Below are 20,698 nucleotides of genomic sequence, written 5' to 3'. Positions count from 1 at the left end.
CGGGCGCACAGTATTTATCAAGCGCGATGCCGGGAATGACATATGTCGTCCGGCCTGGTTTGCACCGCTATCGCGTCACGTCCGGCACCTCGAATGCCTCGCCCGTTTCGAAAAAATGGCCGCCAGCCACGTAATGAATGCTTTTCTTGCCACCCGCGGCCATATTCCAGTGCCCGTCGGCAAACACGGCCGGGTCGGCCCAGGCCGCCACGACCTCGCCCAGGAACAGGTCGTACGTGTCCTGGATGTGCGGTTCGGGCAGTACGCGGCACTCGAGCCAGGCCAGGCAGCCATCGAGCAGCGGCGCGCCGATCTGTTCGCCGGTCCAGGCGCCGGCGCCGAACGCCGCGAATTTGTCCAGATCGCGGCCCGACGTCGAACCCACCTGCAGGGTCAGGCGCGCCAGCGCGCGCGATGGGATGTTCAGCGCGAATTCGCCGGACGCTTCGATCATGCTGCGGGTGAGCGTGTTCTTGTCGATCACCACCGCCACCTTGGGCGGATCGAAGTCGAGCGGCATCGACCAGGCGGCCGCCATGACGTTGTCAGCGTCACCATGACGACTGGACACGAGGACGGTCGGGCCATGGTTCATCAGGCGGTAGGCTTTGGCCAGGGGTACGGGAACGCGGTCGGTCATGCCGGAATCCTTCGGTTGATGGCGCGGGCAGTCAGCGCTGCGCCGACGGGATGTCCTTGAGCGGCGCGGCGAACGCGGCGTGCGCGGCCGGATCGACGGGACGGTGTTTCACCGTCGTGCCGGCCGGATCGTTGGCCAGGTAATTGCCATTCTTGCGATCCTGCGCGGGCCGGATGGGCCGCGGCACGAAGCCACCGCCGCAGTTCGGACACACGTTCAGCAAAACGGTATCGACACAGGTGGCGCAAAACGTGCATTCGTACGAGCAGATGCGCGCCTGTTCCGACGCCGGTGGCAGCGCGACATTGCAGTGTTCGCAGGTGGGACGCAGTTCAAGCATGGCAAACTCCCTGGGTCTTAGCCCGTAATCCGCGTCAGCATGTCGCCGAGCGATTTCCAGAAACTGTCCGGCACGTACAGCAGCGCCAGCGTCATGGTCAGATAGCGCGCGAACTTGCCGATCGCCATATACATCAGGCTCGGCCAGAACGGCAGGTGCAGCCAGCCGGCCAGCGTGCACAGCGGATCGCCCACGCCCGGCAGCCATGACAGCAACATGGTCTTGGCGCCGTAGCGCTTGAGCCAGCCGAACCAGCGGCTCTGGCGCTCTTTGGCAAACGCCACCTTGGCACGGTAACCAAGAAAGTAATCGACTGCGCCGCCCAGCGTATTGCCGACAGTGGCCACGAGGATCGCGGGCCAGAACATGGCCGGATTGGCCTTGATTACCGCAAACACGGCCGGCTCGGAACCGAGCGGCAGCAGCGTGGCGGAAATAAAACTGATGATGAAGACGGAGGTCAGCCCAACCGTCGGCGCCGCAACGAGGTCAAGCAGCCATTGGACAGCGGTTTCGATCATGCGAGCTTAGGCGAGGGAAATAGGCGTCCATTATAATGGTCCGGAACTTTCGTCACGACACGATACGATCGCCTGTCACCCAGCGCGCCGTATCGTACTGCGCGCCACGGTCACCCACCCTAGCGGAACAGTTTGCGTCGTCCGTCCCGCCAGCCGCATTGGCCTGACCCTTGTGTTTCGACCATGACTACCGACTATCTCAAAAAAATCCTGACCGCGCGCGTCTACGACGTTGCCGAACAAACGCCCCTCGATCTGGCCCCCACGCTATCTGCACGCATGGGCAACCGCATCTATTTCAAGCGCGAAGACATGCAGAGCGTGTTCAGCTTCAAGCTGCGCGGCGCTTACAACAAGATGGCCAACCTGACGCCCGAGCAGCGCGCGCGCGGCGTGATCTGCGCCTCGGCCGGCAACCATGCCCAGGGCGTGGCCCTGTCGGCCTGCCGTCTCGGCTGCCGCGCGCTGATCGTGATGCCCACGACCACGCCGGGCGTCAAGATCGACGCCGTCAAGGCGCGCGGCGGCGCCAGCGTCGAGATCGTGCTGCACGGCGACTCGTACACCGACGCCTACAACCACGCCCTGCTGCTGGAAAAAGAACAGCGCATGACCTTCGTGCACCCGTTCGACGATCCGGACGTGATCGCCGGCCAGGGCACGATCGGCATGGAAATCCTGCGCCAGCATTCCGGCCCGATCCATGCGATCTTCGTTGCCATCGGCGGCGGCGGTCTGATCGCGGGCATCGGCGCCTACGTCAAGGAAATTCGCCCGGACATCAAGATCATCGGCGTGCAGACGCTCGATTCGGACGCGATGGCGCGCAGCCTGAAGGCCGGCCACCGCGTCACGCTGAACGATGTCGGCCTGTTCTCCGATGGCACCGCGGTGCGCCTGGTGGGCGAAGAAACCTTCCGCGTCGCGCAGAAGGTGGTCGACGAGATCATCCTGGTCGACACCGATGCGATCTGCGCCGCGATCCAGGACGTGTTCCAGGACACACGCAGCATCCTCGAGCCGGCCGGCGCGCTCGCCATCGCCGGCGCCAAGGCGTATATCGAACGCTCGCAGATGGACCGCGAGCCGGTCAAGAATGAAACGCTGGTGGCCGTGGCCTGCGGCGCCAACATGAACTTCGACCGCCTGCGTTTCGTTGCCGAACGCGCCGAGCTGGGCGAGTCGCGCGAAGCGGTGTTTGCCGTGACCGTGCCGGAGCAGCGCGGCAGCTTCCGCCGCTTCTGCGGCCTGGTCGGGCCACGCAACGTGACCGAATTCAATTACCGCATCAGCGACGCCAGCGAAGCGCATGTGTTCGTCGGCGTGCAGGTGGGCAGCCGCACCGAGTCCGGTCTGCTGGCGCGCACGTTCGAAGAGCATGGCTACAAGACGCTCGACCTGACCGGCGATGAACTGGCCAAGCTGCATATCCGCCATCTGGTGGGCGGCAAAAGTTCGCTGGCCCATGATGAATTGCTGTATCGTTTCGAGTTCCCTGAACGGCCGGGCGCGCTGATGCGCTTCCTGGACAGCATGGCGCCGAACTGGAATATCTCGCTGTTTCACTACCGCAACCAGGGCGGCGATGTTGGCCGCATTCTCGTGGGGCTGCAAGTGCCGCCGACCGAAATGGCCGAGTTCCGGCAATTCCTGGCGTCGCTCGGTTACCGTTACTGGGACGAAAGCAGCAATCCCGTCTATAAATTGTTCTTGGGCGCCTGACGCCCCATCTCCATGAATACACCTGACCAATCGCCCCTGGGCAAATCTTCTGCCTACCAGAGCCAGTACGCGCCCGAGCTGCTGTTCCCGATCGCGCGCCAGCAAAAGCGCGATGAGCTCGGCCTGTTTGCGGATGCCGGCACCATGCCGTTCTTCGGTGTCGACATCTGGAACGCCTATGAACTGTCGTGGCTGAACATGCGCGGCAAGCCGCAGGTGGCGATTGCGACGATCACGGTCCCGGCCGATTCGCCGAACATCGTCGAATCGAAATCGTTCAAGCTGTACCTGAACTCGTTCAACCAGACCCGCCTGGCCGGTCCGGACGCCCTGCTGGCCCTGCTGCGCGACGATCTGTCGGACGGCTTCGGTGCGCCGGTCCACGTCACGCTGACCAGCCCGGAAGCGTTCGGTGCGATCAAGATGGGCGAACTCGACGGCGTGCTGCTGGATCGTCTCGATGTCGAGATCGATGGCTATTCGCCATCCCCGGAACTGCTCAGCGCGGACCACGAGAATGGCCAGGTCGAAGAAACGCTGGTGTCGCACCTGCTCAAGTCGAACTGCCTGGTCACGGGCCAGCCGGACTGGGGCACGGTGCAGATCCGCTATGTCGGCCCGCAGATCGACCAGGAAGGCTTGCTGAAATACCTGATCGGCTTTCGCGAACACAACGAGTTCCATGAGCAGTGTGTCGAGCGCATCTTCATGGACGTGCTGCGCCAGTGCATGCCAACCAAACTGGCCGTCTACGCCCGCTACACCCGGCGCGGTGGCCTGGACATCAACCCATGGCGCGCCAATTTTTCCACCGGCAAACCGCCCAATCTGCGTGGCGCGCGCCAGTAAATATCGCGTTTCTGACAGGATGCGATTCGCACGCCTGTACATTTTTGGCGACAACCGTGCGCCGGGATACAGAATACGTCCCGGCTTGCCACACTGCTGAGCGTGCTTACTTTTTCAGCAGATCATGTGCAAAAATCGGCGAATTTCTGCGCCAGCATGGTTTTGCCTGCTGCGCCCTGTGATTTGTTGAAGAAATTGCGTGACGCTGTTGATCCAAATCAACCCCGTCACCCGCCCGTTCTGACGGGTAGCGTGCGACGGTCCAGGCAACTCGCCTGACTGTCGCGATTTCGAGTGTCCAAGGCAGAAAACAGGCCTATAATCCGTGCTCGCAAGCACTCCACTTGTGCTGCGCACTTGTGCCACGCACCCCACGTCATGACCAATTTAAGCAAAATCCTCTCGCTCGAAAACGTCCAGCTCGACATCGAAGTGTCGAGCAAAAAGCGTGCCTTCGAGCAAGCCGGCCTGATCTTCGAGAACAATTGCGGTATTGCCCGTTCGATTGTGTCCGACAACCTGTTCGCGCGCGAGCGTCTTGGCTCTACCGGCCTTGGGCACGGCGTGGCAGTCCCGCATGGCCGCATCAAGGGCAGCAAGAGCCTGAAGGCGCCCCTGGCCGCTTTCGTGCGCCTGAAGGAGCCGATTCCGTTCGAATCGCCCGACGGCCAGCCGGTGAACCTGCTGTTCTTCCTGCTGATTCCGGATCACGTCACGCAGCAGCACCTCGAGATCCTGTCGGAAATCGCCGAGCTGTTCTCGGACGAAGCCATCCGCACTGCGCTGGCAACCGACGCCGATCCGAAGGCTGTCCACGAACGTATTATCAACTGGCAACCCAGCCTGCAAGCTCTGGGTTAAACTTCACGTCACTGCGAACGCGCGGCAATGATGTCGCGCGCCTTTTTATGTGACGAAGACGATGCCCATGCTGCAGTCCCCGCTGACCATTCAACGGCTGTACGACGATAACCGCGACAGCCTGCAGCTCGGCTGGTTCGCGGGCTTTCCCGGCGGCGAACGCCAGATCGCCGGCGACGCCGCGTCGGCCGCCGACCAGGTCGGCCACCTGAACCTGATCCACCCGGGCCGCATCCAGGTCTTCGGACACCAGGAACTCAATTACTACCACCGCCTGAAAGCCAATTCGCGCACCCACGTGATTGGCGAACTGATCGGCGGCGGCCCACCGGCGCTGATCATCGCGCAGGGTCTGGAAACGCCGCCCGACATCCTCGCCATCTGCGACGAGCAGAACATCCCGCTGTTTTCCACGCCGCTGCCGGCCGCGCAGGTGATCGACTTCCTGCGCGTGTACCTGTCCAAGAAACTGGCGCAGCGCGTGATCATGCATGGCGTGTTCATGGACGTGCTGGGCGTGGGCGTGCTGATCACCGGCGAGTCGGGCCTGGGCAAGAGCGAACTGGGCCTGGAACTGATTTCGCGTTCGCACGGCCTGGTGGCCGACGATGCGGTGGAATTCTCGCGCATCGCGCCGAACATGATCGAGGGCCGCTGCCCGCCGCTGCTGCAAAACCTGCTCGAGGTGCGCGGCCTGGGCCTGCTGGACATCAAGGCGATCTTCGGCGAGACGGCGGTGCGCCGCAAGATGCGCCTGAAGCTCATCGTCCATCTGGTCAAGCGCGGCGCGCAGGACGAAGAAGTCGAGCGCCTGCCCTTTCACTTCCCGACCGAAGACGTGCTGGGCCTGCCGATCCGCAAGGTCGTCATCCCGGTGGCAGCCGGCCGCAACATCGCCGTGCTGCTGGAGGCCGCCGTGCGCAACACGATCCTGCAACTGCGCGGCATCGACACGCTGCAGGAATTCATGGAGCGCCAGCGCCAGGCCATGAGCGCCGACTGACCCGCCGCCGGCGGGCCGCGGGTGTACGGCTTGCCGGCGCTTGCGGTATCATCGCCCCTATGCACATCGTCCTCATCACCGGAATTTCCGGCTCGGGTAAATCCGTGGCCCTGAATGTCCTGGAAGACGCCGGTTACTACTGCGTCGACAACCTGCCACCAGCCCTGCTGACGGCCCTCGTCAATACCGTCAGCGAAAGCGGCGGCGGCAAGATCGCCGTCGCAGTCGACGCGCGCAGCGCCGAATCGCTGGCCGAACTGCCCGTGAGCGTGCGGCGACTGCGCGAGGACGGCCACTCGGTCAAGGTGATGTTCCTGACCGCGAGCACCCATTCGCTCGTGGCGCGTTTTTCCGAGACGCGCCGCAGCCACCCGCTGTCGCACGAACTGCGTCCGGGCGAAAACCCGGCCTCGCGCCGTACCCTGATCGAGTGCATTGCCGAAGAGCGCGAGCGCCTGTCATCGATCGAGAACCTGGGCCACGTGATCGACACGTCCGAGCTCTCGTCGAACAAGCTGCGCGGCTGGATCAAGGAACTCGCCGAGATCGACCACGCGCCGCTGACGCTGTTCTTCGAATCGTTCGCCTTCAAGGTCGGCGTGCCGCTCGACGCCGACTTCGTGTTCGACGTGCGCGCGATCCCGAATCCTTACTATGACCTGGCCCTGCGCCCGCTCACCGGCAAGGATGCGCCCGTGATTGCCTTCCTCGACGCGCAACCGAGCGCCGTCGAGATGCTGTCCGACATCCAGAACTTCGTCGCCAAGTGGCTGCCGTCGTTCAAGACCGACAACCGCAGCTACCTGACGGTGGCGGTCGGTTGCACGGGTGGACAGCATCGGTCGGTGTACATGGCCGAACACCTGGGCGCGCACTTTGGCGCGACCGAGCGCGTGATTGTCAGGCATCGCGAGCAGCCGAAGCATCGGGCGGCGTAGGCCTGCTGCCCGCCCTGCTCCAGGTTTAACGCTGACGACGAAATTCCATCGTCCAATTGGTTTCCCACGTATCTCCCGCGTCGGCAGAAAAAGCCTGGTCCCAGTGAAGCAAGTTTTGATCAATCTGGCGCCAGATGAATCTGACGATGATCGGGATTTCCTGGAAAGTGTCGTTGGCGAAGAACGTACCAACGCCATCGATGAATTCGCCGACCACCGGAACGTCGATCTGACTCGGAAGACGACCGTCAAGCCACCAGATCGACCATCTCTTCGTGCTCTGATCGTAGGAGCGTAACGCGATAGCGCGAAAGACCTCGTCATTCAGGCGCAAGATGTTGTCTTCAAGGTTACCGAAGCCACCCAGGATTTTTTGGGTCGACATCTCACCATCAAACTCAACCCATTCATTGCAGTTTGCCAGGCGTTCCTTGAGTCGCCGGTGCCTGACAAACCAATCCCCCATAACAAAATCGAAGTCAGTCGGTGCTGAACTCATCAGTTCCAGTGCCATGCCATTCCTTGAATGATAAGTGGTCTGTCGGGCCGCTCACTCGTCGCCACCGACATCAATATAGTGCCTCGTCACTTCAGTACCGGCCCCGCGTCCACGATCCGCACATCATGCATCTGGTGCAGATACGATTCCAGATACCCCTTGTGTGACGCGCCGACGATGACCAGCATGCGCTGGCCCGGCGTCAATCCCAGCACGTCCCGGATATTGGCGGCCATGCGCAGGTTGCGCGTTTCCCAGTAGCCCACGTACTGGCGGCCGAAGCGTTGCACTGACGGCTCGTTGAGCGCCGCACCGAAGTCGCTGCGGTACACCAGAGCCCCCTGGCCAGGTGCATTTCTGGCCTGGTACATGGCCAGCACGCCTTCGGCACTGCCCAGCGAGCCCTCCTGCGCCTTGTCCGCTGCGCCGCGCTGCTTCGAGGCCGGGTTGTCCCATGCGGTCATCAGCGCATCGCCAAACGCCTTCTGGTCTCCCGTCGCGCTGTCGGCGGTGTGGTCGTCCATCGCGTACAGGCGTTCAAGGCCGAGCCGGACGGCCAGACGCACACCAATCATGATGCTTTCGTCGCGCCTGGTTTCCAGCGTCGCGAGCACGCCGACCAATGTGGCATCCAGGCCGTCACCGGCGCGACGCTCGGTTTCGGGCAGGCGCAGCCACTGAACCAGCGCCGATGCGCGCTCGCCGCCAGCGAGGAACAACGCAGCAAGGCGTCGACGTTCTGCGGCCGTGGGCGCTTCGGGCCAGGCAGCCAGCAAGGCCTCCGCGGCCGCGGTCGCTGCCGCAACGTCCAGCCCCGTGGCCAGCCGTGCCGGTGCGGTATCCCGGCAGTAGGAATCAATCGAATCCTTGTAGCGGGCCATATAACGGCGCATGAAGTCGCACTGCGGCCCGGACACTGCCTCGATCGCGATCGCCTGCGGCTTCCATGCAGCCAGGCGCTCGTTCAATAGCGTCAGGCTGGCGGCCTGGAAGGTGTTCGGCAATTGCGACAGATGGGGCGATCCCAGCACCAGCACCTCGTTGGCAGGGCCAGAGGCCGGTCCCTTGAATGCGCTCGCATTGAAGTCAGGCTGCCAGGCCTGGGCGACGGCGCTGCCGCACAAGGTCATCGACAACAGCAAGGCGGTCATGCGCATCGGGGGTCCTCATCGGTTCATGAAGCCACGATGTTTGCACCGCCTGCACGAAAAGTCACGCGCAAACGGATATGCATGAAGAGGCTTACGCGAGATGGCGCAGCGGATGCGCATGCGCCGGCCACACCGGCGCAAAGAAGTGCGCCACCATCGCGTCGGTCACGAGGTCGAGCGACGGCGGATTCCATTGCGGCGCATTGTCCTTGTCGATGACGAGCGCGCGCACGCCTTCGAGTACCTCACCATGCTCGAAGTTGCGGCGCACGAGCGAGCGCTCCAGGCGCAGGCAGTCGGCGACATCGAGCGATGCGCCGCGCCGCAGCAGCTCGCGCGTCACGCACATCATCAACGGCGAGCGCTGACGCATCGCGCGCAATGCCTTCTGCGCGAATGGCGTGTCGTCACCCTCGAGCGACGCCATGATTGCCGCCACCGAGTCCGCGCCAAAATGCGCATCGATGCATGCGCGGTTGGCCTGCAGTTCGCTCTCGCCGGCGTGCGCCGTGGCGAACGCGCGGATCGCCGCCGGCAGATCCGCGCCCGGCGTCGCCTCGATCAGCGACTGCAACGCCGGCAGGTCGGCGCCCGGCACGAACACGTCGGCCAGGCCCACGTACAGCGCGTCGGCCGCGCCGATCGTCAGGCCGGTCAAGCCCAGGAACATCCCCAGTTGGCCCGGTGCGTGTGACAGGAAATGGCTGCCGCCGACATCGGGAAACAGGCCGATATTCACCTCGGGCATCGCCATCTTGGTGCGGTCGGTGACGATGCGCAGGCCGCAATCGGGCCCGCCCTGCGCGATGCCCATGCCGCCGCCCATGACCACGCCGTCCATCAGCGCGATATACGGTTTCGGATAAAAATGGATCAGGTGATTGAGCGCGTATTCTTCGGTGAAGAAATCCTCGAGCAGTGCGCTGCCGCCCTGCGGCGAGGCGTTGCCGACGTCGTGGAAGAAACGGATATCGCCGCCCGCGCACAGCGCTTTTTCGCTGCTGCTGGTGATCACCACCGCATCGACGGCGGCGTCATGCTGCCAGTCGAGCAGGATCGCGGTCAGCGCGCGCACCATGTCCAGCGACAGCGAATTGAGCGCCTTGGGACGGTCGAGGGTGATGATGCCGGCGCGGTTGGCGATGCGGGTCAGGACGTGTTCGGACATGGCGTGATCCATCGAAAGGAAACACGTATTTTACCGGCAGCGGGATGCAAAAAGGGCGTCCCGAAAAGACGCCCCTGGCGATGTTAACCTGCGCTCGAATCAGGCGGCAGCGACGTCTGCTTCGTCGACGTCCAGGCGTTTGATCGATGTTCGGTTATGGTCTTTCAGCATCTGCTTGTGCTTCAGGATTTGTCGATCCAGTTTATCCATCAACATGTCGATTGCGGCATACAGGTCTTGCGCGACGCTCGCCACGTGCAGGGTCTTGCCCGACACCTGGACGTTGATTTCAGCTTTTTGCCTTTTTTCTTTTTCAGTGAGGTTATCGACGGCCAGGAAGACGTGGGTATCTATGACTTGATCGAAATGGCGAATAATGCGCTCGAGCTTATTCTGAACGTATTCACGGATGGCAGGGGTTACTTCGAGATGGTGACCACTGATGGTGAGGTTCATACACACTCCTTTGAAGATGTCACGTCGCTTGCACCACACAGGAGCTGAAGGCACAGACTGTATGAGCGGCGTTGTTACAAGGCTTTGCGGAGACTGACGGGGGGGATCTTGAGCGCTTCACGGTATTTTGCGACCGTCCTGCGCGCAATGACCATGCCTTGTTCCCCGAGCATTTCCGCGATCTTGCTGTCGGATAATGGATTCTTAGGGTCTTCTGCTCCTGTCAATTGTGCGATGAGCGCACGGATTGCCGTTGAGGATGCTTCGCCTCCCGCTTCGGTGGCAACGTGGCTACCGAAGAAATACTTCAACTCGAACATGCCGTGCGGGGTCAGCATGTATTTCTGGGTTGTGACACGAGAGATCGTGCTCTCGTGCAGACCTAGTGTATCAGCTATCTCGCGCAAAACAAGGGGCCGCATGGCAACCGCGCCATGGCTGAAAAAGTTGCGCTGGCGTTCGACGATCGCCTCGGCCACACGCAGGATCGTGTCGAAACGCTGGCGCATGTTCTTGATGAGCCACTTCGCCTCCTGCATCTGCGCGCCCATCTGGCTCTCGCTGCGGCCCTGCTTGAGCATCGTGGCGTACAGGCTGTTCACGCGCAGGCGCGGCATCACGTCCGGGTTCAGCGTGACCGCCCAGCCGTTCTTGGCACGGCGCACGATCACGTCCGGCACCACGTAATCCGACACGTTCGACGCGAACGCGGCGCCCGGATGCGGATTGCACTGGCGGACCACGGCCTGCACTTCGCGCAGGTCTTCGTCGTCGCAATCGAGCGCCTTTTTCAGCTTGCTGTATTCGCGCTGCGCGAACCAGGTCAGGTAGCCTTCGACGATCTTCAGGGCCATGCGGCGCGTGACCATCGGCACGCCCGGCATGCGCCGGATCTGCAGCGCCAGGCATTCGGCCGCGCTGCGCGCGCCCACGCCCACCGGGTCCATGCTCTGCACCATCGCCAGCGCGCAGCGCAGTTCGTCGAGGTCGACCTCGAGTTCTTCGGGCAGGCGTGCGTGGATGTCGTCGAGCGGTTCTTCCAGGTAGCCGTTGTCATCGAGCGCGTCGATCACCAGTTCGGCCAGCGCGCGGTCGCGGGTTGACAGCAGCGTTTCGCGCACCTGCTCCATCAGGTGTTCGCGCAGCGTGATGGCGCACGCTTCCAGCTGCGGGCGGCCGTCTTCGTCGTCGCTGCTGCTGCCACTGCCGGACGACGCGCCGCTGCCTTCGCTCCAGTCATTGTCGGGCCGGTCGCCATCGACCGCGCCGCCTTCAGCGCCCTCGCCCTCGGCCGGGGCGCTGCCCTCGCCTTCGGCCTGCTGGCCCGGCGCCGGCGGCGCCTCGCCGGGTGCCGGCGCATTGTTGATCGCCCCATCGGCCAGCAAGCGCACCGAATGATCGAGCGGATCGTCGAGCCTTTCGAGCAGCGGGTTATCACCCAGTATCTGCTCGATCTCCTGGTGCAGTTCGAGCGTCGACAGTTGCAGCAACCGGATCGATTGCTGCAGCTGTGGCGTGAGCGCCAGGTGCTGCGAAGTGCGGAGCTGAAGGGACTGTTTCATCAATTGGTCATGGCTTACATGCGGAAATGTTCACCAAGGTACACGCGGCGCACCGACTCGTCGGCGATGATATCGTCGGGCCGGCCGGATGCGAGCACCGCGCCCTGATTGATGATGTAGGCGCGGTCGCAGATGCCAAGCGTCTCGCGGACATTGTGGTCGGTGATCAGGACGCCGATCTTGCGCTCCTTGAGGAAGCGCACGATGCGCTGGATCTCGATCACGGCGATCGGGTCGACGCCGGCAAAGGGTTCGTCAAGCAGCACGAAGCGCGGGTTGGTCGCCAGTGCACGCGCGATCTCCACGCGGCGGCGCTCGCCGCCCGACAGCGACAGCGCCGGGTTCTCGCGCAGCTTCTCGATCTGCAGGTCGGCCAGCAAGGTATCGAGGCGGTCGTTGATCTCGGTTTTGGTGAGCGACTTGCCGTTGACCTTCTGCAGTTCGAGCACGGCGCGGATGTTTTCTTCCACCGTCAGCTTGCGAAACACCGAGGCTTCCTGCGGCAGGTACGACAGGCCGAGCACCGCGCGGCGATGGATCGGCAGGCTGGTGATGTCGGTGCCGTTGATGCTGATCGAGCCGGCGTCCGATGGGACCAGGCCGACGATCATGTAGAACGAGGTGGTCTTGCCGGCGCCGTTCGGGCCCAGCAAACCTACCACTTCGCCGCATTCGACATCCAGCGACACATCGCGCACGACCAGGCGCTTGCCATAGCTTTTCTGCAGGCCCTTGACGACCAGCGTGCTGCGATCGTTCAGTTCCGTCATTGCGTGCCTCCGGCCGGCGTACGCTTGGGCGCCAGGATCAGCGTGCCACGTCCGCCGCCAACCTTGCTCTCGCCGCTGACGTCATTGCGCACGGCGACGACTTCCTTGCGGTTGTCGTACGAAATGAACGGGCCGGTCATCTGGTTGGTCATGCGGTCGTTTTCGAGTTCCTTGACGACGGCGTTCGAGTACAGGCGCACCAGCTCCGTACGTTCGTCGTATTCGATGCGTTCGGCCTGGCCTTCGACCCACAGGTTCGGGCCGCCGTCGCGCTTCTGGCGGAAGGTGGCCGGCTTGCCGTTGGCGGCGGTAAGCGTCACGCTCATATAGCCTTCGGGCGTATCCCGGACCACGGCGCGTTCGGCCTTGACCAGCAGCGTGCCGCGGGTCAGGATCACGTTGCCGGTGAAGGTGCGCACGCCGGCGACGCCATCGAGGTCGCCGTTATCGTATTCGAGCGCCGCCTGCTTGAGCGAGTCGGCCTTTTCTGCCATGGCGCTCAGGGAAAGGAGAGAAAAGAAAGCGGCAGCAAAGAGTTTTTTCATGATGGTGCTGGTCCTGGGTTAGCACGCGCGCATGGCTGGTGGCCTTCAGCGCTGGCGTGGCGGATAGACGATACGGCCGCGGCCGGACAATTTCATCTGCATGGTCGCGTTGTTGGCCACCAGGCCGACGGCCTTGAGGCTGGACGCGCCGAGCTCCATGTCGATCGGCTGGTCGGTCTTGACGATTTCTTCGTCGGGCAATACGGTCATGGCCTGCGTGCGCACGCGCAGCGCTTCGCTGGCGGGCGTCTTCGGGCGCTGCAGATCGACGTCGCCGAACAGTTCGACGCGGTGTTCTTCATGGAAGATGCGCGCATTCTTGGCCACCACCGTCATCGGCGGACGGCCCGGTTCAACGCCGCGCATCAGGGGCTGGTCGACATTCGACACGTCGCCCTGCGGGATGTGGGCCAGGCGCTTGCCCGACACGACATAGCTCGGCTGGCCGTTGGGCGTCATCCGCACGAACGAGAAATTCTCGACGATGTAATCCGGCTCGTTGGCCGGGCCGCCCAGCTGCGCATCGATCTCGGTCCCCTGCATCAGCTGCAGCAGCCAGAAGCTGCCGAAGGCGAAGAACACGCCGATCACGATCATCGCCAGCAGATTCCAGCGATGCGCGGTGCGTTTGTTGGAGGCGATGGTGGCCATGGCGGTCAGGCGAAGTACGGCGCAAGCGCCTGGTCATAGGTGCCCTGCGCGCGCATGACGAGGTCGCAGATTTCGCGCACCGCGCCACGGCCGCCACCGTTCTTCGTCACGTAATGCGCGCGGTGCTGGACGTCCGGATGGCCCGACGGCACCGCGACGGCAAAGCCGACGCGCGCGAACAGCGGCAGGTCGATCACGTCGTCACCGATGTAGCCGCACTGGTCGGCGGTAAAACCGGTGGCCTCGAGCAGATTGGCAAAGCCGATGCGTTTGTCGTGGTTGCCCTGGTAGACATGCGAGATGCCCAGGTCGGCGGCGCGCCGCACGACGATCGGCGACAGGCGCGCGCTGATGATCGCGGTCTGCACGCCGGATTTATTCAGCATCTGGATGCCCAGGCCGTCGAGCACATTGAAGGTCTTGGTCACTTCGCCATCAGGGCCGTAGGTCAGGCTGCCGTCGGTGAGCACACCGTCGACGTCGAAGATCATGACCTTGATGCGCGCGGCGCGCTCGATGTGGGCCAATACGGGAGTGTTCATCAGATCACCTTTGCGCGGGTCAGGTCGTGGATGTGCAGCGCGCCGACCAGCTGGCCCGCCTCATCGATCACGAGCATCTGGTTGATGCGGAATTCTTCCATCACGGCGACCGCGTCGACCGCCAGCTGTTCCGGGCGTACGCTGCGCGGATTGGCGTGCATGACGTCGCGAATCAGCACGTTCGAAAAATCGTGCATGCGCTCGATCACGCGGCGCAAGTCGCCATCGGTAAACACGCCCAGCGGGCGGCCAGCGGCGTCGACCACGGCAGTCATGCCCATGCCCTTCTGGCTGATCTCGAGCAGCGCCTTGACCAGCGGGACATCCAGGCCCACCGACGGAATGGCGTCACCGGTGCGCATCACGTCGCGCACATGCGTGAGCAGGCGCCGGCCCAGCGCGCCGCCCGGATGCGACAGCGCGAAATCCTGCTCGCGGAAACCCCGCACGTCGAGCAGCGCCACGGCCAGCGCATCGCCCATCGCCAGCGTGACGGTGGTGCTGGTCGTCGGCGCCAGATTCAGCGTGCAGGCTTCTTTCGCCACTGCGATGTTCAGGTGGACGTCAGCCAGCCTGGCCAGGCGCGAAGCCGGCTTGCCGGTCATGGCGATCACGCGCGCGCCCAGGCGCTTCACGGCCGGCAGGATGTCGAGCAGTTCGGACGACTCGCCCGAATTGGAAATGGCGATCAGGATGTCATTCGCCGTGACCATGCCCAGGTCACCGTGCGCGGCTTCGCCCGGGTGCATGAAGAACGCCGGCGTACCGGTGGACGACAGCGTGGCAGCGATCTTGCGGCCGATATGCCCCGACTTGCCCATGCCCGAAACGACCACACGGCCGGTGCCTGCGTAGATCAGCTGCGCGGCGTCGACGAAGCTGCTGTCATCGCCCAGGCGCGCGTGCAACGCAACGATGGCATCGGCCTCGATCGCAAGGGTCTGGCGACCCAGTTCCAGCACGCGCTGCGCCAGGGTTTCGTCAAAACTTTTCAGCATTATTTGGTCATCAGTTACACTCATTCCAGAAGTATAAACGAATTGCGAAAGCAAAAAACTTGCCAGTCGTAACATTCGATAACAAGCACGCCTCGCCACCACAACCACCGCCCGTTTCACCCCATGCATTCTGGTCTCGAACTCACCCTGTTGCTGCTTGGCTGCGCTGTCCTTGGCGTGGTTGGCTTTCGCACCCTGCAACTGCCGCCGATGCTCGGCTACCTGGCCGTCGGGGTCCTGATCGGCCCCCACGCCCTGGCCCTGGCCGAAGACAGCCCCACCACCCATGCGCTGGGCGAATTCGGCATCGTCTTTCTGATGTTCTCGATCGGGCTCGAATTCTCGCTCGGGCAACTGCGCTCGATGCGGCGCATCGTGTTCGGGCTGGGCCTCGGCCAGGTCGTGACGACGGTCGCTGCGGCCATGGGCATCGGCCTGCTGGCGGCCTACCTGATGCCCCACCTGACGCTGGCCTGGCAAGCCGCGTTCGCGCTGGGCGGGGCGCTGGCCATGTCGTCCACCGCGATCGTCGTCAAGCTGCTTACCGAGCGCCTCGAGCTCGAGAGCGAACACGGGCGGCGCATCATCGGCATCCTGCTGTTCCAGGATCTGGCGGTGGTGCCGCTGTTGATCATGATTCCGGCGCTGGCGCGCGATCCGGAAGACATGGCCATCACGCTGGGCCTGGCCGCATTGAAGGCCGGCCTGGTGCTGGCGCTGCTGCTGTTCTTTGGCCAGAAGCTGATGGGCCGGTGGTTCACGATCGTGGCCAAGCGCCGCTCGCAGGAGCTGTTCATGCTCAACCTGCTGCTCGTCACACTGGGTTCAGCCTGGATCACGGAGCAGGCCGGCCTGTCACTGGCGCTCGGCGCGTTCGTCGCCGGCATGCTCATTTCGGAGACACCCTACAAGCACCAGGTGGAAGAAGACATCAAGCCGTTTCGCGATGTGCTGCTTGGCCTGTTCTTCATCACGATCGGGATGCTGCTCGACCTGCGCCTGGTGAGCCAGTACTGGTGGCAGGTCACGCTGCTGCTGGCGCTCGTGGTGCTGCTCAAGGCCGGCCTGATCGTGCTGATGGCGCGCGCATTCGGCGCGCCGCTGGGCACCGCGCTGCGCACGGGTCTCGCGCTGGCGCAGGCCGGTGAATTCAGCTTCGTGCTGCTCAGTCATGCATCCGGCTCGAAGCTGATCGACCCGTTCGTGATGCAGCTGGTGCTGGCCTCGATGGTGCTGTCGATGCTGCTGGCACCCTTCATCATCGGCTACATGGACCGGATCGTGATGAAGGTCGCGGCCAATGAGTGGATGATGCAGTCGCTGCAACTGACGCAGCTGGCCACGCGCACGATGACCACGCAGAAGCACGTGATCATCGCCGGCTTCGGGCGCAGTGGCCAAAGCCTGGCCACGTTGCTGAAAGAAGAAGCCTTGCCGTGGTACGCGCTCGACCTGGATCCGGAGCGGGTGCAGAAGGCGCAGGCGGCCGGCGCAACGGTCTCGTATGGCGACGCAGCCCGCCGCGAAAGCCTGATCGCGGCGGGCGTACACCGCGCCAGCGCGCTGGTGATCACGTTCGCCGACACGCGCCAGGCGCTGAAGGTGCTGCACCTGGTGCACGAGCTGGCGCCCGCACTGCCCGTGATCGTGCGCAGCCACGACGATGGCGACATGGACGTGCTCAAGGCGGCCGGCGCGACCGAGGTGGTGCCCGAAGCCCTTGAGAGCAGCCTGATGCTCGCCTCGCACGCGCTGGTCACGCTCGGCGTGCCGCTGCGCCGCGTGGTGCACCGGGTCCAGGCCGCGCGCAAGGGCCGCTACGCCACGCTGCGCGGCTACTTCCACGGTGCGGACGACAGCGGCGCGGACCTCGAACATGGCCAGGTGCAGCTGCATTCAGTGCGCCTGCATGCGCAGGCCGGCGCGATCGGCCTGGCATTGGGCGCGTTGCGGCTGCAGGATGTGGCGGTGGAGGTAACGGCCTTGCGGCGCGGCGGCAAGGATCTGGCGCCCGGCCCGGACGTGCTGCTGGCGTCGGGCGACGTCGTGGTGCTGCGCGGAGACAGCGAAGCGGTCAGCCGCGCCGAAGAACGATTATTGTAACCGTCAGGCGAACGTGACGACCTGGTTGCGCCCCGCGGCCTTGGCCTGGTACAGCGCCGCGTCGGCGGACGCGATCAGCTCCTGCGCCACGCCTTCGATCGCGTGATCGCGCTCGAAGTCGGTCAGCGCCGCCACCCCGATCGACACCGTCACATCCACCTGCTCGCCCGTAGCCAGGTCCACCGGCAAGCCGGCCACGCCAGTCCGGATGCGGTTGGCGACGATGCTGGCGTTTTCCAGGTCGGCGTCGATCAGCAGAACGACGAATTCTTCGCCGCCGAAGCGGCACAAGGTATCGGACATCCGCAATTCGGCCTTGATGCGGATGCACACCTCGCGCAGCACATCGTCCCCGCCCTGGTGGCCGACGGTATCGTTGACGCGCTTGAAGTGGTCGATGTCGATGTACATGCAGGACAGGCGGTAGCCCTGGCGCCGCGCACGCGCGATTTCCTCGACCAGGCGCCGGTCCATGTAGCGCCGGTTGTAGGCGCCGGTGAGCGAATCGGTCAGGCCGATGTACTTGAGCATCTCGTTGCTGATCACGTTCTCGAGGCAGATCGCGATGATCGAGCCCATGTGCTCGACGAAATCGGTGCCCAGCGCCGGCGTGAACCGGCCTGGATCGGCGCTGCCCAGATTCAGGCTGCCGATCAGGCGCTTGTTGCGCATCAGGGGCACCAGCGCCACGCTGCGCAGATTGGCCGGCGGCTGCGGGAACATCGCGCGGTGCTGGGCGGGTGCATACGCGCCCAGAATGGGCCGCAACTGAGATTCCGGCGCCATGTCAAAGCCAAGTTCGACCGCGTGCTCGCAGAAGATCAGGTTGGGCAGCGTTTCGAAATCGACGCCGAGGCGGTGCATGACCGTGTAGATATCGGCGTTCTGGTCGATCAGTGACAGCGTGACGATATCGAGGTCCGAGATCACCGGCAGCGTGCTGAAGATCGTGCCGACGAGGTCAGGAAAACTGCTGGCGCCGACGATCTGCAGGTCGAACGCCTGGTGGCGGCACATGATCGCGTGATTGCGCTCGGCCTGTTCGAGCAGATACGCCATGCGTACGCGCAAAGTCTCGTTTTCCGCCATCAGTTCCCGCGACGAAATGCCCGGCTCGTGCATGAAGAATTCCTTTCAGCAATAACCGTAACATTACGCCATCCTCCGGAGCTTGGATACGAAAAACCGCCTGATGAGGCAGGCGGTTAGGCGATTTTGCGACAGTGTGGCGCTCTGGCTAGAAAGCCAGCTCGACGTTCAATGGCTGGCCGACGCGCAGTGTCTGGCCAATGCCCTCCTGCACGATCACATTCATGCCGACCGTGACGGCGCCATCCATGCGCGGATTGGCGCGCCAGGCTTGCAGGATGTCGAGCGGATCGGGGCCGGGAATGCCGGTGGTCTGGTCGACGGCCGGGATCGGGCAGCGCGCGCACGGCTTGACGGGGCGGAGCGTCATTCCATCGCCGTGGAACGCGGCGGCGAAGTCTTCCTCGAACGCGCCGATGCCATCGACGACGACGTTCGGGCGGAAGCGGTTCATGGGCAGCTTGTCGCGACCGGCCTGGGCAAGTTTCGCGTTGATGTCGTCGAGGGAGGCCTGGCCGATCAGCAGGATCGGATAGGCGTCCGAAAAGCGCGTGGCGGCCGGGACGCCTTTCGTCCATTTGGTGCTGGTCGGGCGGTGGACGTCGGGGCGAAAGCGCACCATGCGGCATGGGGCGTCGAGGGCGGTGGTGAACCAGCTGGCGGCCGCGTCACCACAATCGGCGGCGGGGATGCGGTCTTCCCAGAGCAGGATCTCGACCGTTTTTGCGGCGGCGTCGTGCGCGAGCGGCAGATGCAGTGGTGGCATGCCGGGAGCGTTGGCGATCAGCTCTGTAGCGTCGATGCGCGGCGTGATCGTGGCCATGCGCGGCACTTCGCGCTGGGTCAGGAACAGGCCGGCGGGCGTGACGAGCATCCATTCGCGGTCGTGCACGCCGTTGGCCGAGAGGCCGTCGAGGGCCAGACGGGCTTCAGGGACGGACAGGCCGGCGCAGGATTTGATCGGGTAGATAACGAGTTCGGTGAGGGTGGCCATGCGCTCAATCTCGGGCGGCGTAAAAAAAGGCCCAGCAGGGCCAATGTCGTAGGGTGGGCGGGTTTCCCGCCCACGCGTTCAACCCGCATTCGCATACCACGGCGCGAGGTTGGTTTGAACGCGTGGACGGCATAGCCGTCCACCCTGCTTTGGTAGCGCGCCGGGTATCCCGGACGCGGATCAGACGTTGAACAAGAAGTTCAACACATCGCCATCCTTGACGACATATTCCTTGCCTTCAGCGCGCATCTTGCCCGCTTCTTTCGCGCCAGCCTCGCCCTTGTACGCGAGGAAGTCGTCATACGCGATCGTCTGCGCACGGATGAAGCCGCGTTCGAAGTCGGTGTGGATCACGCCGGCCGCCTGTGGCGCGGTGTCGCCCACGTGGATGGTCCAGGCGCGCACTTCCTTCACGCCTGCGGTGAAGTACGTCTGCAGGCCCAGGAGCTTGTAAGCGGCGCGGATCAGGCGGTCGAGGCCTGGCTCTTCCATGCCCATGTCGGACAGGAAGTCGGCCTTGTCGGCATCGTCCATCTCGGCGATTTCGGACTCGATCGCAGCGCTGATGGCGACGATCGGGGCGTTCTGCTCTTTCGCGTACGCGGTCAGCAGGTCCAGCAGCGGGTTGTTGGTGAAGCCCGTGTCGGACACGTTGGCCACGAACATTGCCGGCTTGGCCGTGATCAGGTGCAGCGTCTTGATCATTTCCATTTCGTCGGCGTCCAGGCCCAGCGTGCGCACTGGCTTGCCCTGGTCCAGGTGCGGCATCAGGCGTTCGCAGACGGCGACCAGCTTGGCGGCATCCTTGTCGCCCGAACGCGCTTTCTTGCCTTCGCGGTGGATCGCTTTTTCGACGGCGGTCATGTCGGCCAGCGCCAGCTCGGTCTGGATGACTTCGATGTCGTCCAGCGGGCTGACCTTGCCAGCCACGTGGATCACGTTGTCGTCATGGAAGCAGCGCACGACGTTGATGATAGCGTCGGTTTCGCGGATGTGCGACAGGAACTGGTTGCCCAGGCCCTCGCCCTTCGATGCACCGGCGACCAGGCCGGCGATGTCGACGAATTCGACGATGGCGTTGACCATGCGCTCAGGCTTGACGATGGCCGACAGCGCATCCATGCGTGGATCCGGCACTTCGACAACGCCGACGTTCGGTTCGATGGTGCAGAACGGATAATTTTCAGCCGGAATGCCGGCCTTGGTCAGCGCGTTGAACAGGGTGGACTTGCCGACGTTTGGCAGGCCGACGATGCCGCATTTGAGGGTCATGAGAAATCTTTCAGATTCGGTAAA

Annotated in this window: 22 protein-coding genes; 6 read left to right on the top strand and 16 right to left on the bottom strand. The window is 63.8% G+C overall.

Annotated elements, in window-relative coordinates:
• Positions 1-67 precede the first annotated feature (67 nt).
• From AC56LN_RS19225 to AC56LN_RS19215, 3 genes are read right to left on the bottom strand one after another with little or no spacing between them, the layout of a single operon-like run.
• Positions 68-640, bottom strand: a complete 573-nt coding sequence (locus tag AC56LN_RS19225) for a flavin reductase family protein (protein ID WP_499574127.1) — start codon at positions 638-640, stop codon at positions 68-70.
• Positions 641-671: 31 nt separating this feature from the next.
• A complete protein-coding gene (locus AC56LN_RS19220) occupies positions 672-980 on the bottom strand; it encodes a DUF1272 domain-containing protein (RefSeq protein ID WP_499574123.1) in 309 nt (102 codons plus the stop codon).
• A 17-nt stretch (positions 981-997) separates the two neighbouring features.
• The gene (locus tag AC56LN_RS19215; RefSeq protein WP_499574122.1) at positions 998-1,501 is read right to left on the bottom strand and encodes a YqaA family protein; all 504 of its coding nucleotides are present in this window, start codon (positions 1,499-1,501) and stop codon (positions 998-1,000) included.
• A gap of 183 nt (positions 1,502-1,684) precedes the next feature.
• Between AC56LN_RS19215 and ilvA the strand changes: the two genes are divergently transcribed.
• From ilvA to rapZ, 5 genes are all read left to right on the top strand, one after another.
• A complete protein-coding gene (gene ilvA, locus AC56LN_RS19210) occupies positions 1,685-3,223 on the top strand; it encodes a threonine ammonia-lyase, biosynthetic (RefSeq protein WP_499574120.1) in 1,539 nt (512 codons plus the stop codon).
• A gap of 12 nt (positions 3,224-3,235) precedes the next feature.
• Complete coding sequence (gene queF, locus AC56LN_RS19205; protein ID WP_499574118.1) at positions 3,236-4,072, top strand: NADPH-dependent 7-cyano-7-deazaguanine reductase QueF; 837 nt, start codon at positions 3,236-3,238, stop codon at positions 4,070-4,072.
• Between the two features lie 378 nt (positions 4,073-4,450).
• The gene (locus tag AC56LN_RS19200; RefSeq protein ID WP_499574116.1) at positions 4,451-4,933 is read left to right on the top strand and encodes a PTS sugar transporter subunit IIA; all 483 of its coding nucleotides are present in this window, start codon (positions 4,451-4,453) and stop codon (positions 4,931-4,933) included.
• A 67-nt stretch (positions 4,934-5,000) separates the two neighbouring features.
• Positions 5,001-5,936 carry an HPr(Ser) kinase/phosphatase gene (gene hprK, locus AC56LN_RS19195; protein ID WP_343026507.1) on the top strand — a complete coding sequence of 312 codons (936 nt, stop codon included), beginning with the start codon at positions 5,001-5,003 and terminating at the stop codon, positions 5,934-5,936.
• A 59-nt stretch (positions 5,937-5,995) separates the two neighbouring features.
• Positions 5,996-6,874, top strand: a complete 879-nt coding sequence (rapZ, locus tag AC56LN_RS19190) for an RNase adapter RapZ (protein ID WP_499558038.1) — start codon at positions 5,996-5,998, stop codon at positions 6,872-6,874.
• Between the two features lie 25 nt (positions 6,875-6,899).
• Here rapZ and AC56LN_RS19185 read toward each other — a convergent pair whose 3' ends face one another.
• From AC56LN_RS19185 to AC56LN_RS19140, 10 genes are all read right to left on the bottom strand, one after another.
• Positions 6,900-7,388 (bottom strand): DUF1579 domain-containing protein, encoded by a 489-nt coding sequence (locus tag AC56LN_RS19185; RefSeq protein WP_499574114.1) that lies wholly within the window; start codon positions 7,386-7,388, stop codon positions 6,900-6,902.
• A gap of 71 nt (positions 7,389-7,459) precedes the next feature.
• On the bottom strand, positions 7,460-8,530 hold the full coding sequence (locus AC56LN_RS19180) for a DUF5694 domain-containing protein (RefSeq protein WP_499574112.1): 1,071 nt from the start codon (positions 8,528-8,530) through the stop codon (positions 7,460-7,462).
• Between the two features lie 85 nt (positions 8,531-8,615).
• A complete protein-coding gene (locus AC56LN_RS19175) occupies positions 8,616-9,692 on the bottom strand; it encodes an enoyl-CoA hydratase/isomerase family protein (RefSeq protein ID WP_499574110.1) in 1,077 nt (358 codons plus the stop codon).
• A 99-nt stretch (positions 9,693-9,791) separates the two neighbouring features.
• Positions 9,792-10,148 (bottom strand): ribosome hibernation-promoting factor, HPF/YfiA family, encoded by a 357-nt coding sequence (hpf, locus tag AC56LN_RS19170; protein WP_482897080.1) that lies wholly within the window; start codon positions 10,146-10,148, stop codon positions 9,792-9,794.
• A 74-nt stretch (positions 10,149-10,222) separates the two neighbouring features.
• On the bottom strand, positions 10,223-11,710 hold the full coding sequence (locus tag AC56LN_RS19165; RefSeq protein ID WP_499574109.1) for an RNA polymerase factor sigma-54: 1,488 nt from the start codon (positions 11,708-11,710) through the stop codon (positions 10,223-10,225).
• 14 nt (positions 11,711-11,724) lie between these two features.
• On the bottom strand, positions 11,725-12,480 hold the full coding sequence (lptB, locus tag AC56LN_RS19160; protein WP_499574107.1) for an LPS export ABC transporter ATP-binding protein: 756 nt from the start codon (positions 12,478-12,480) through the stop codon (positions 11,725-11,727).
• On the bottom strand, positions 12,477-13,025 hold the full coding sequence (gene lptA, locus AC56LN_RS19155; protein WP_499574103.1) for a lipopolysaccharide transport periplasmic protein LptA: 549 nt from the start codon (positions 13,023-13,025) through the stop codon (positions 12,477-12,479). Before lptA ends, lptB begins: the two co-directional genes overlap by 4 nt.
• A gap of 45 nt (positions 13,026-13,070) precedes the next feature.
• Positions 13,071-13,676 carry an LPS export ABC transporter periplasmic protein LptC gene (gene lptC / locus AC56LN_RS19150; protein ID WP_499574100.1) on the bottom strand — a complete coding sequence of 202 codons (606 nt, stop codon included), beginning with the start codon at positions 13,674-13,676 and terminating at the stop codon, positions 13,071-13,073.
• Between the two features lie 5 nt (positions 13,677-13,681).
• Positions 13,682-14,218, bottom strand: coding sequence for a KdsC family phosphatase (locus tag AC56LN_RS19145; RefSeq protein ID WP_183554139.1), 537 nt, complete (start codon positions 14,216-14,218; stop codon positions 13,682-13,684).
• Positions 14,218-15,240, bottom strand: coding sequence for a KpsF/GutQ family sugar-phosphate isomerase (locus tag AC56LN_RS19140; RefSeq protein WP_183554141.1), 1,023 nt, complete (start codon positions 15,238-15,240; stop codon positions 14,218-14,220). Before AC56LN_RS19140 ends, AC56LN_RS19145 begins: the two co-directional genes overlap by 1 nt.
• A gap of 99 nt (positions 15,241-15,339) precedes the next feature.
• On the opposite strand from AC56LN_RS19140, the gene AC56LN_RS19135 reads away from it, so the two are divergent.
• Positions 15,340-17,319 carry a monovalent cation:proton antiporter family protein gene (locus tag AC56LN_RS19135; RefSeq protein ID WP_499574097.1) on the top strand — a complete coding sequence of 660 codons (1,980 nt, stop codon included), beginning with the start codon at positions 15,340-15,342 and terminating at the stop codon, positions 17,317-17,319.
• Between the two features lie 3 nt (positions 17,320-17,322).
• On the opposite strand, the gene AC56LN_RS19130 is transcribed toward AC56LN_RS19135, so the two are convergent.
• From AC56LN_RS19130 to ychF, 3 genes are all read right to left on the bottom strand, one after another.
• Positions 17,323-18,441, bottom strand: a complete 1,119-nt coding sequence (locus AC56LN_RS19130) for a GGDEF domain-containing protein (RefSeq protein WP_499574094.1) — start codon at positions 18,439-18,441, stop codon at positions 17,323-17,325.
• Between the two features lie 115 nt (positions 18,442-18,556).
• The gene (locus AC56LN_RS19125) at positions 18,557-19,402 is read right to left on the bottom strand and encodes an MOSC domain-containing protein (protein ID WP_499574092.1); all 846 of its coding nucleotides are present in this window, start codon (positions 19,400-19,402) and stop codon (positions 18,557-18,559) included.
• Positions 19,403-19,582: 180 nt separating this feature from the next.
• On the bottom strand, positions 19,583-20,674 hold the full coding sequence (gene ychF, locus AC56LN_RS19120; protein WP_499574089.1) for a redox-regulated ATPase YchF: 1,092 nt from the start codon (positions 20,672-20,674) through the stop codon (positions 19,583-19,585).
• Positions 20,675-20,698: the final 24 nt, after the last annotated feature.

The sequence above is a fragment of the Telluria sp. ZT3P26 genome (assembly GCF_059686035.1).
Note: the sequence above shows the minus strand (reverse complement) of the source record. Positions and strands in the feature narration are given on the sequence as shown.

Bases quoted from the DNA above. Each gene is read 5' to 3' on its own strand.
- AC56LN_RS19225 (WP_499574127.1), bottom strand. From the start codon at position 640: ATGACCGACCGCGTTCCCGTACCCCTGGCCAAAGCCTACCGCCTGATG.
- AC56LN_RS19220 (WP_499574123.1), bottom strand. From the start codon at position 980: ATGCTTGAACTGCGTCCCACCTGCGAACACTGCAATGTCGCGCTGCCA.
- AC56LN_RS19215 (WP_499574122.1), bottom strand. From the start codon at position 1,501: ATGATCGAAACCGCTGTCCAATGGCTGCTTGACCTCGTTGCGGCGCCG.
- ilvA (WP_499574120.1), top strand. From the start codon at position 1,685: ATGACTACCGACTATCTCAAAAAAATCCTGACCGCGCGCGTCTACGAC.
- queF (WP_499574118.1), top strand. From the start codon at position 3,236: ATGAATACACCTGACCAATCGCCCCTGGGCAAATCTTCTGCCTACCAG.
- AC56LN_RS19200 (WP_499574116.1), top strand. From the start codon at position 4,451: ATGACCAATTTAAGCAAAATCCTCTCGCTCGAAAACGTCCAGCTCGAC.
- hprK (WP_343026507.1), top strand. From the start codon at position 5,001: ATGCTGCAGTCCCCGCTGACCATTCAACGGCTGTACGACGATAACCGC.
- rapZ (WP_499558038.1), top strand. From the start codon at position 5,996: ATGCACATCGTCCTCATCACCGGAATTTCCGGCTCGGGTAAATCCGTG.
- AC56LN_RS19185 (WP_499574114.1), bottom strand. From the start codon at position 7,388: ATGGCACTGGAACTGATGAGTTCAGCACCGACTGACTTCGATTTTGTT.
- AC56LN_RS19180 (WP_499574112.1), bottom strand. From the start codon at position 8,530: ATGCGCATGACCGCCTTGCTGTTGTCGATGACCTTGTGCGGCAGCGCC.
- AC56LN_RS19175 (WP_499574110.1), bottom strand. From the start codon at position 9,692: ATGTCCGAACACGTCCTGACCCGCATCGCCAACCGCGCCGGCATCATC.
- hpf (WP_482897080.1), bottom strand. From the start codon at position 10,148: ATGAACCTCACCATCAGTGGTCACCATCTCGAAGTAACCCCTGCCATC.
- AC56LN_RS19165 (WP_499574109.1), bottom strand. From the start codon at position 11,710: ATGAAACAGTCCCTTCAGCTCCGCACTTCGCAGCACCTGGCGCTCACG.
- lptB (WP_499574107.1), bottom strand. From the start codon at position 12,480: ATGACGGAACTGAACGATCGCAGCACGCTGGTCGTCAAGGGCCTGCAG.
- lptA (WP_499574103.1), bottom strand. From the start codon at position 13,025: ATGAAAAAACTCTTTGCTGCCGCTTTCTTTTCTCTCCTTTCCCTGAGC.
- lptC (WP_499574100.1), bottom strand. From the start codon at position 13,676: ATGGCCACCATCGCCTCCAACAAACGCACCGCGCATCGCTGGAATCTG.
- AC56LN_RS19145 (WP_183554139.1), bottom strand. From the start codon at position 14,218: ATGAACACTCCCGTATTGGCCCACATCGAGCGCGCCGCGCGCATCAAG.
- AC56LN_RS19140 (WP_183554141.1), bottom strand. From the start codon at position 15,240: ATGAGTGTAACTGATGACCAAATAATGCTGAAAAGTTTTGACGAAACC.
- AC56LN_RS19135 (WP_499574097.1), top strand. From the start codon at position 15,340: ATGCATTCTGGTCTCGAACTCACCCTGTTGCTGCTTGGCTGCGCTGTC.
- AC56LN_RS19130 (WP_499574094.1), bottom strand. From the start codon at position 18,441: ATGCACGAGCCGGGCATTTCGTCGCGGGAACTGATGGCGGAAAACGAG.
- AC56LN_RS19125 (WP_499574092.1), bottom strand. From the start codon at position 19,402: ATGGCCACCCTCACCGAACTCGTTATCTACCCGATCAAATCCTGCGCC.
- ychF (WP_499574089.1), bottom strand. From the start codon at position 20,674: ATGACCCTCAAATGCGGCATCGTCGGCCTGCCAAACGTCGGCAAGTCC.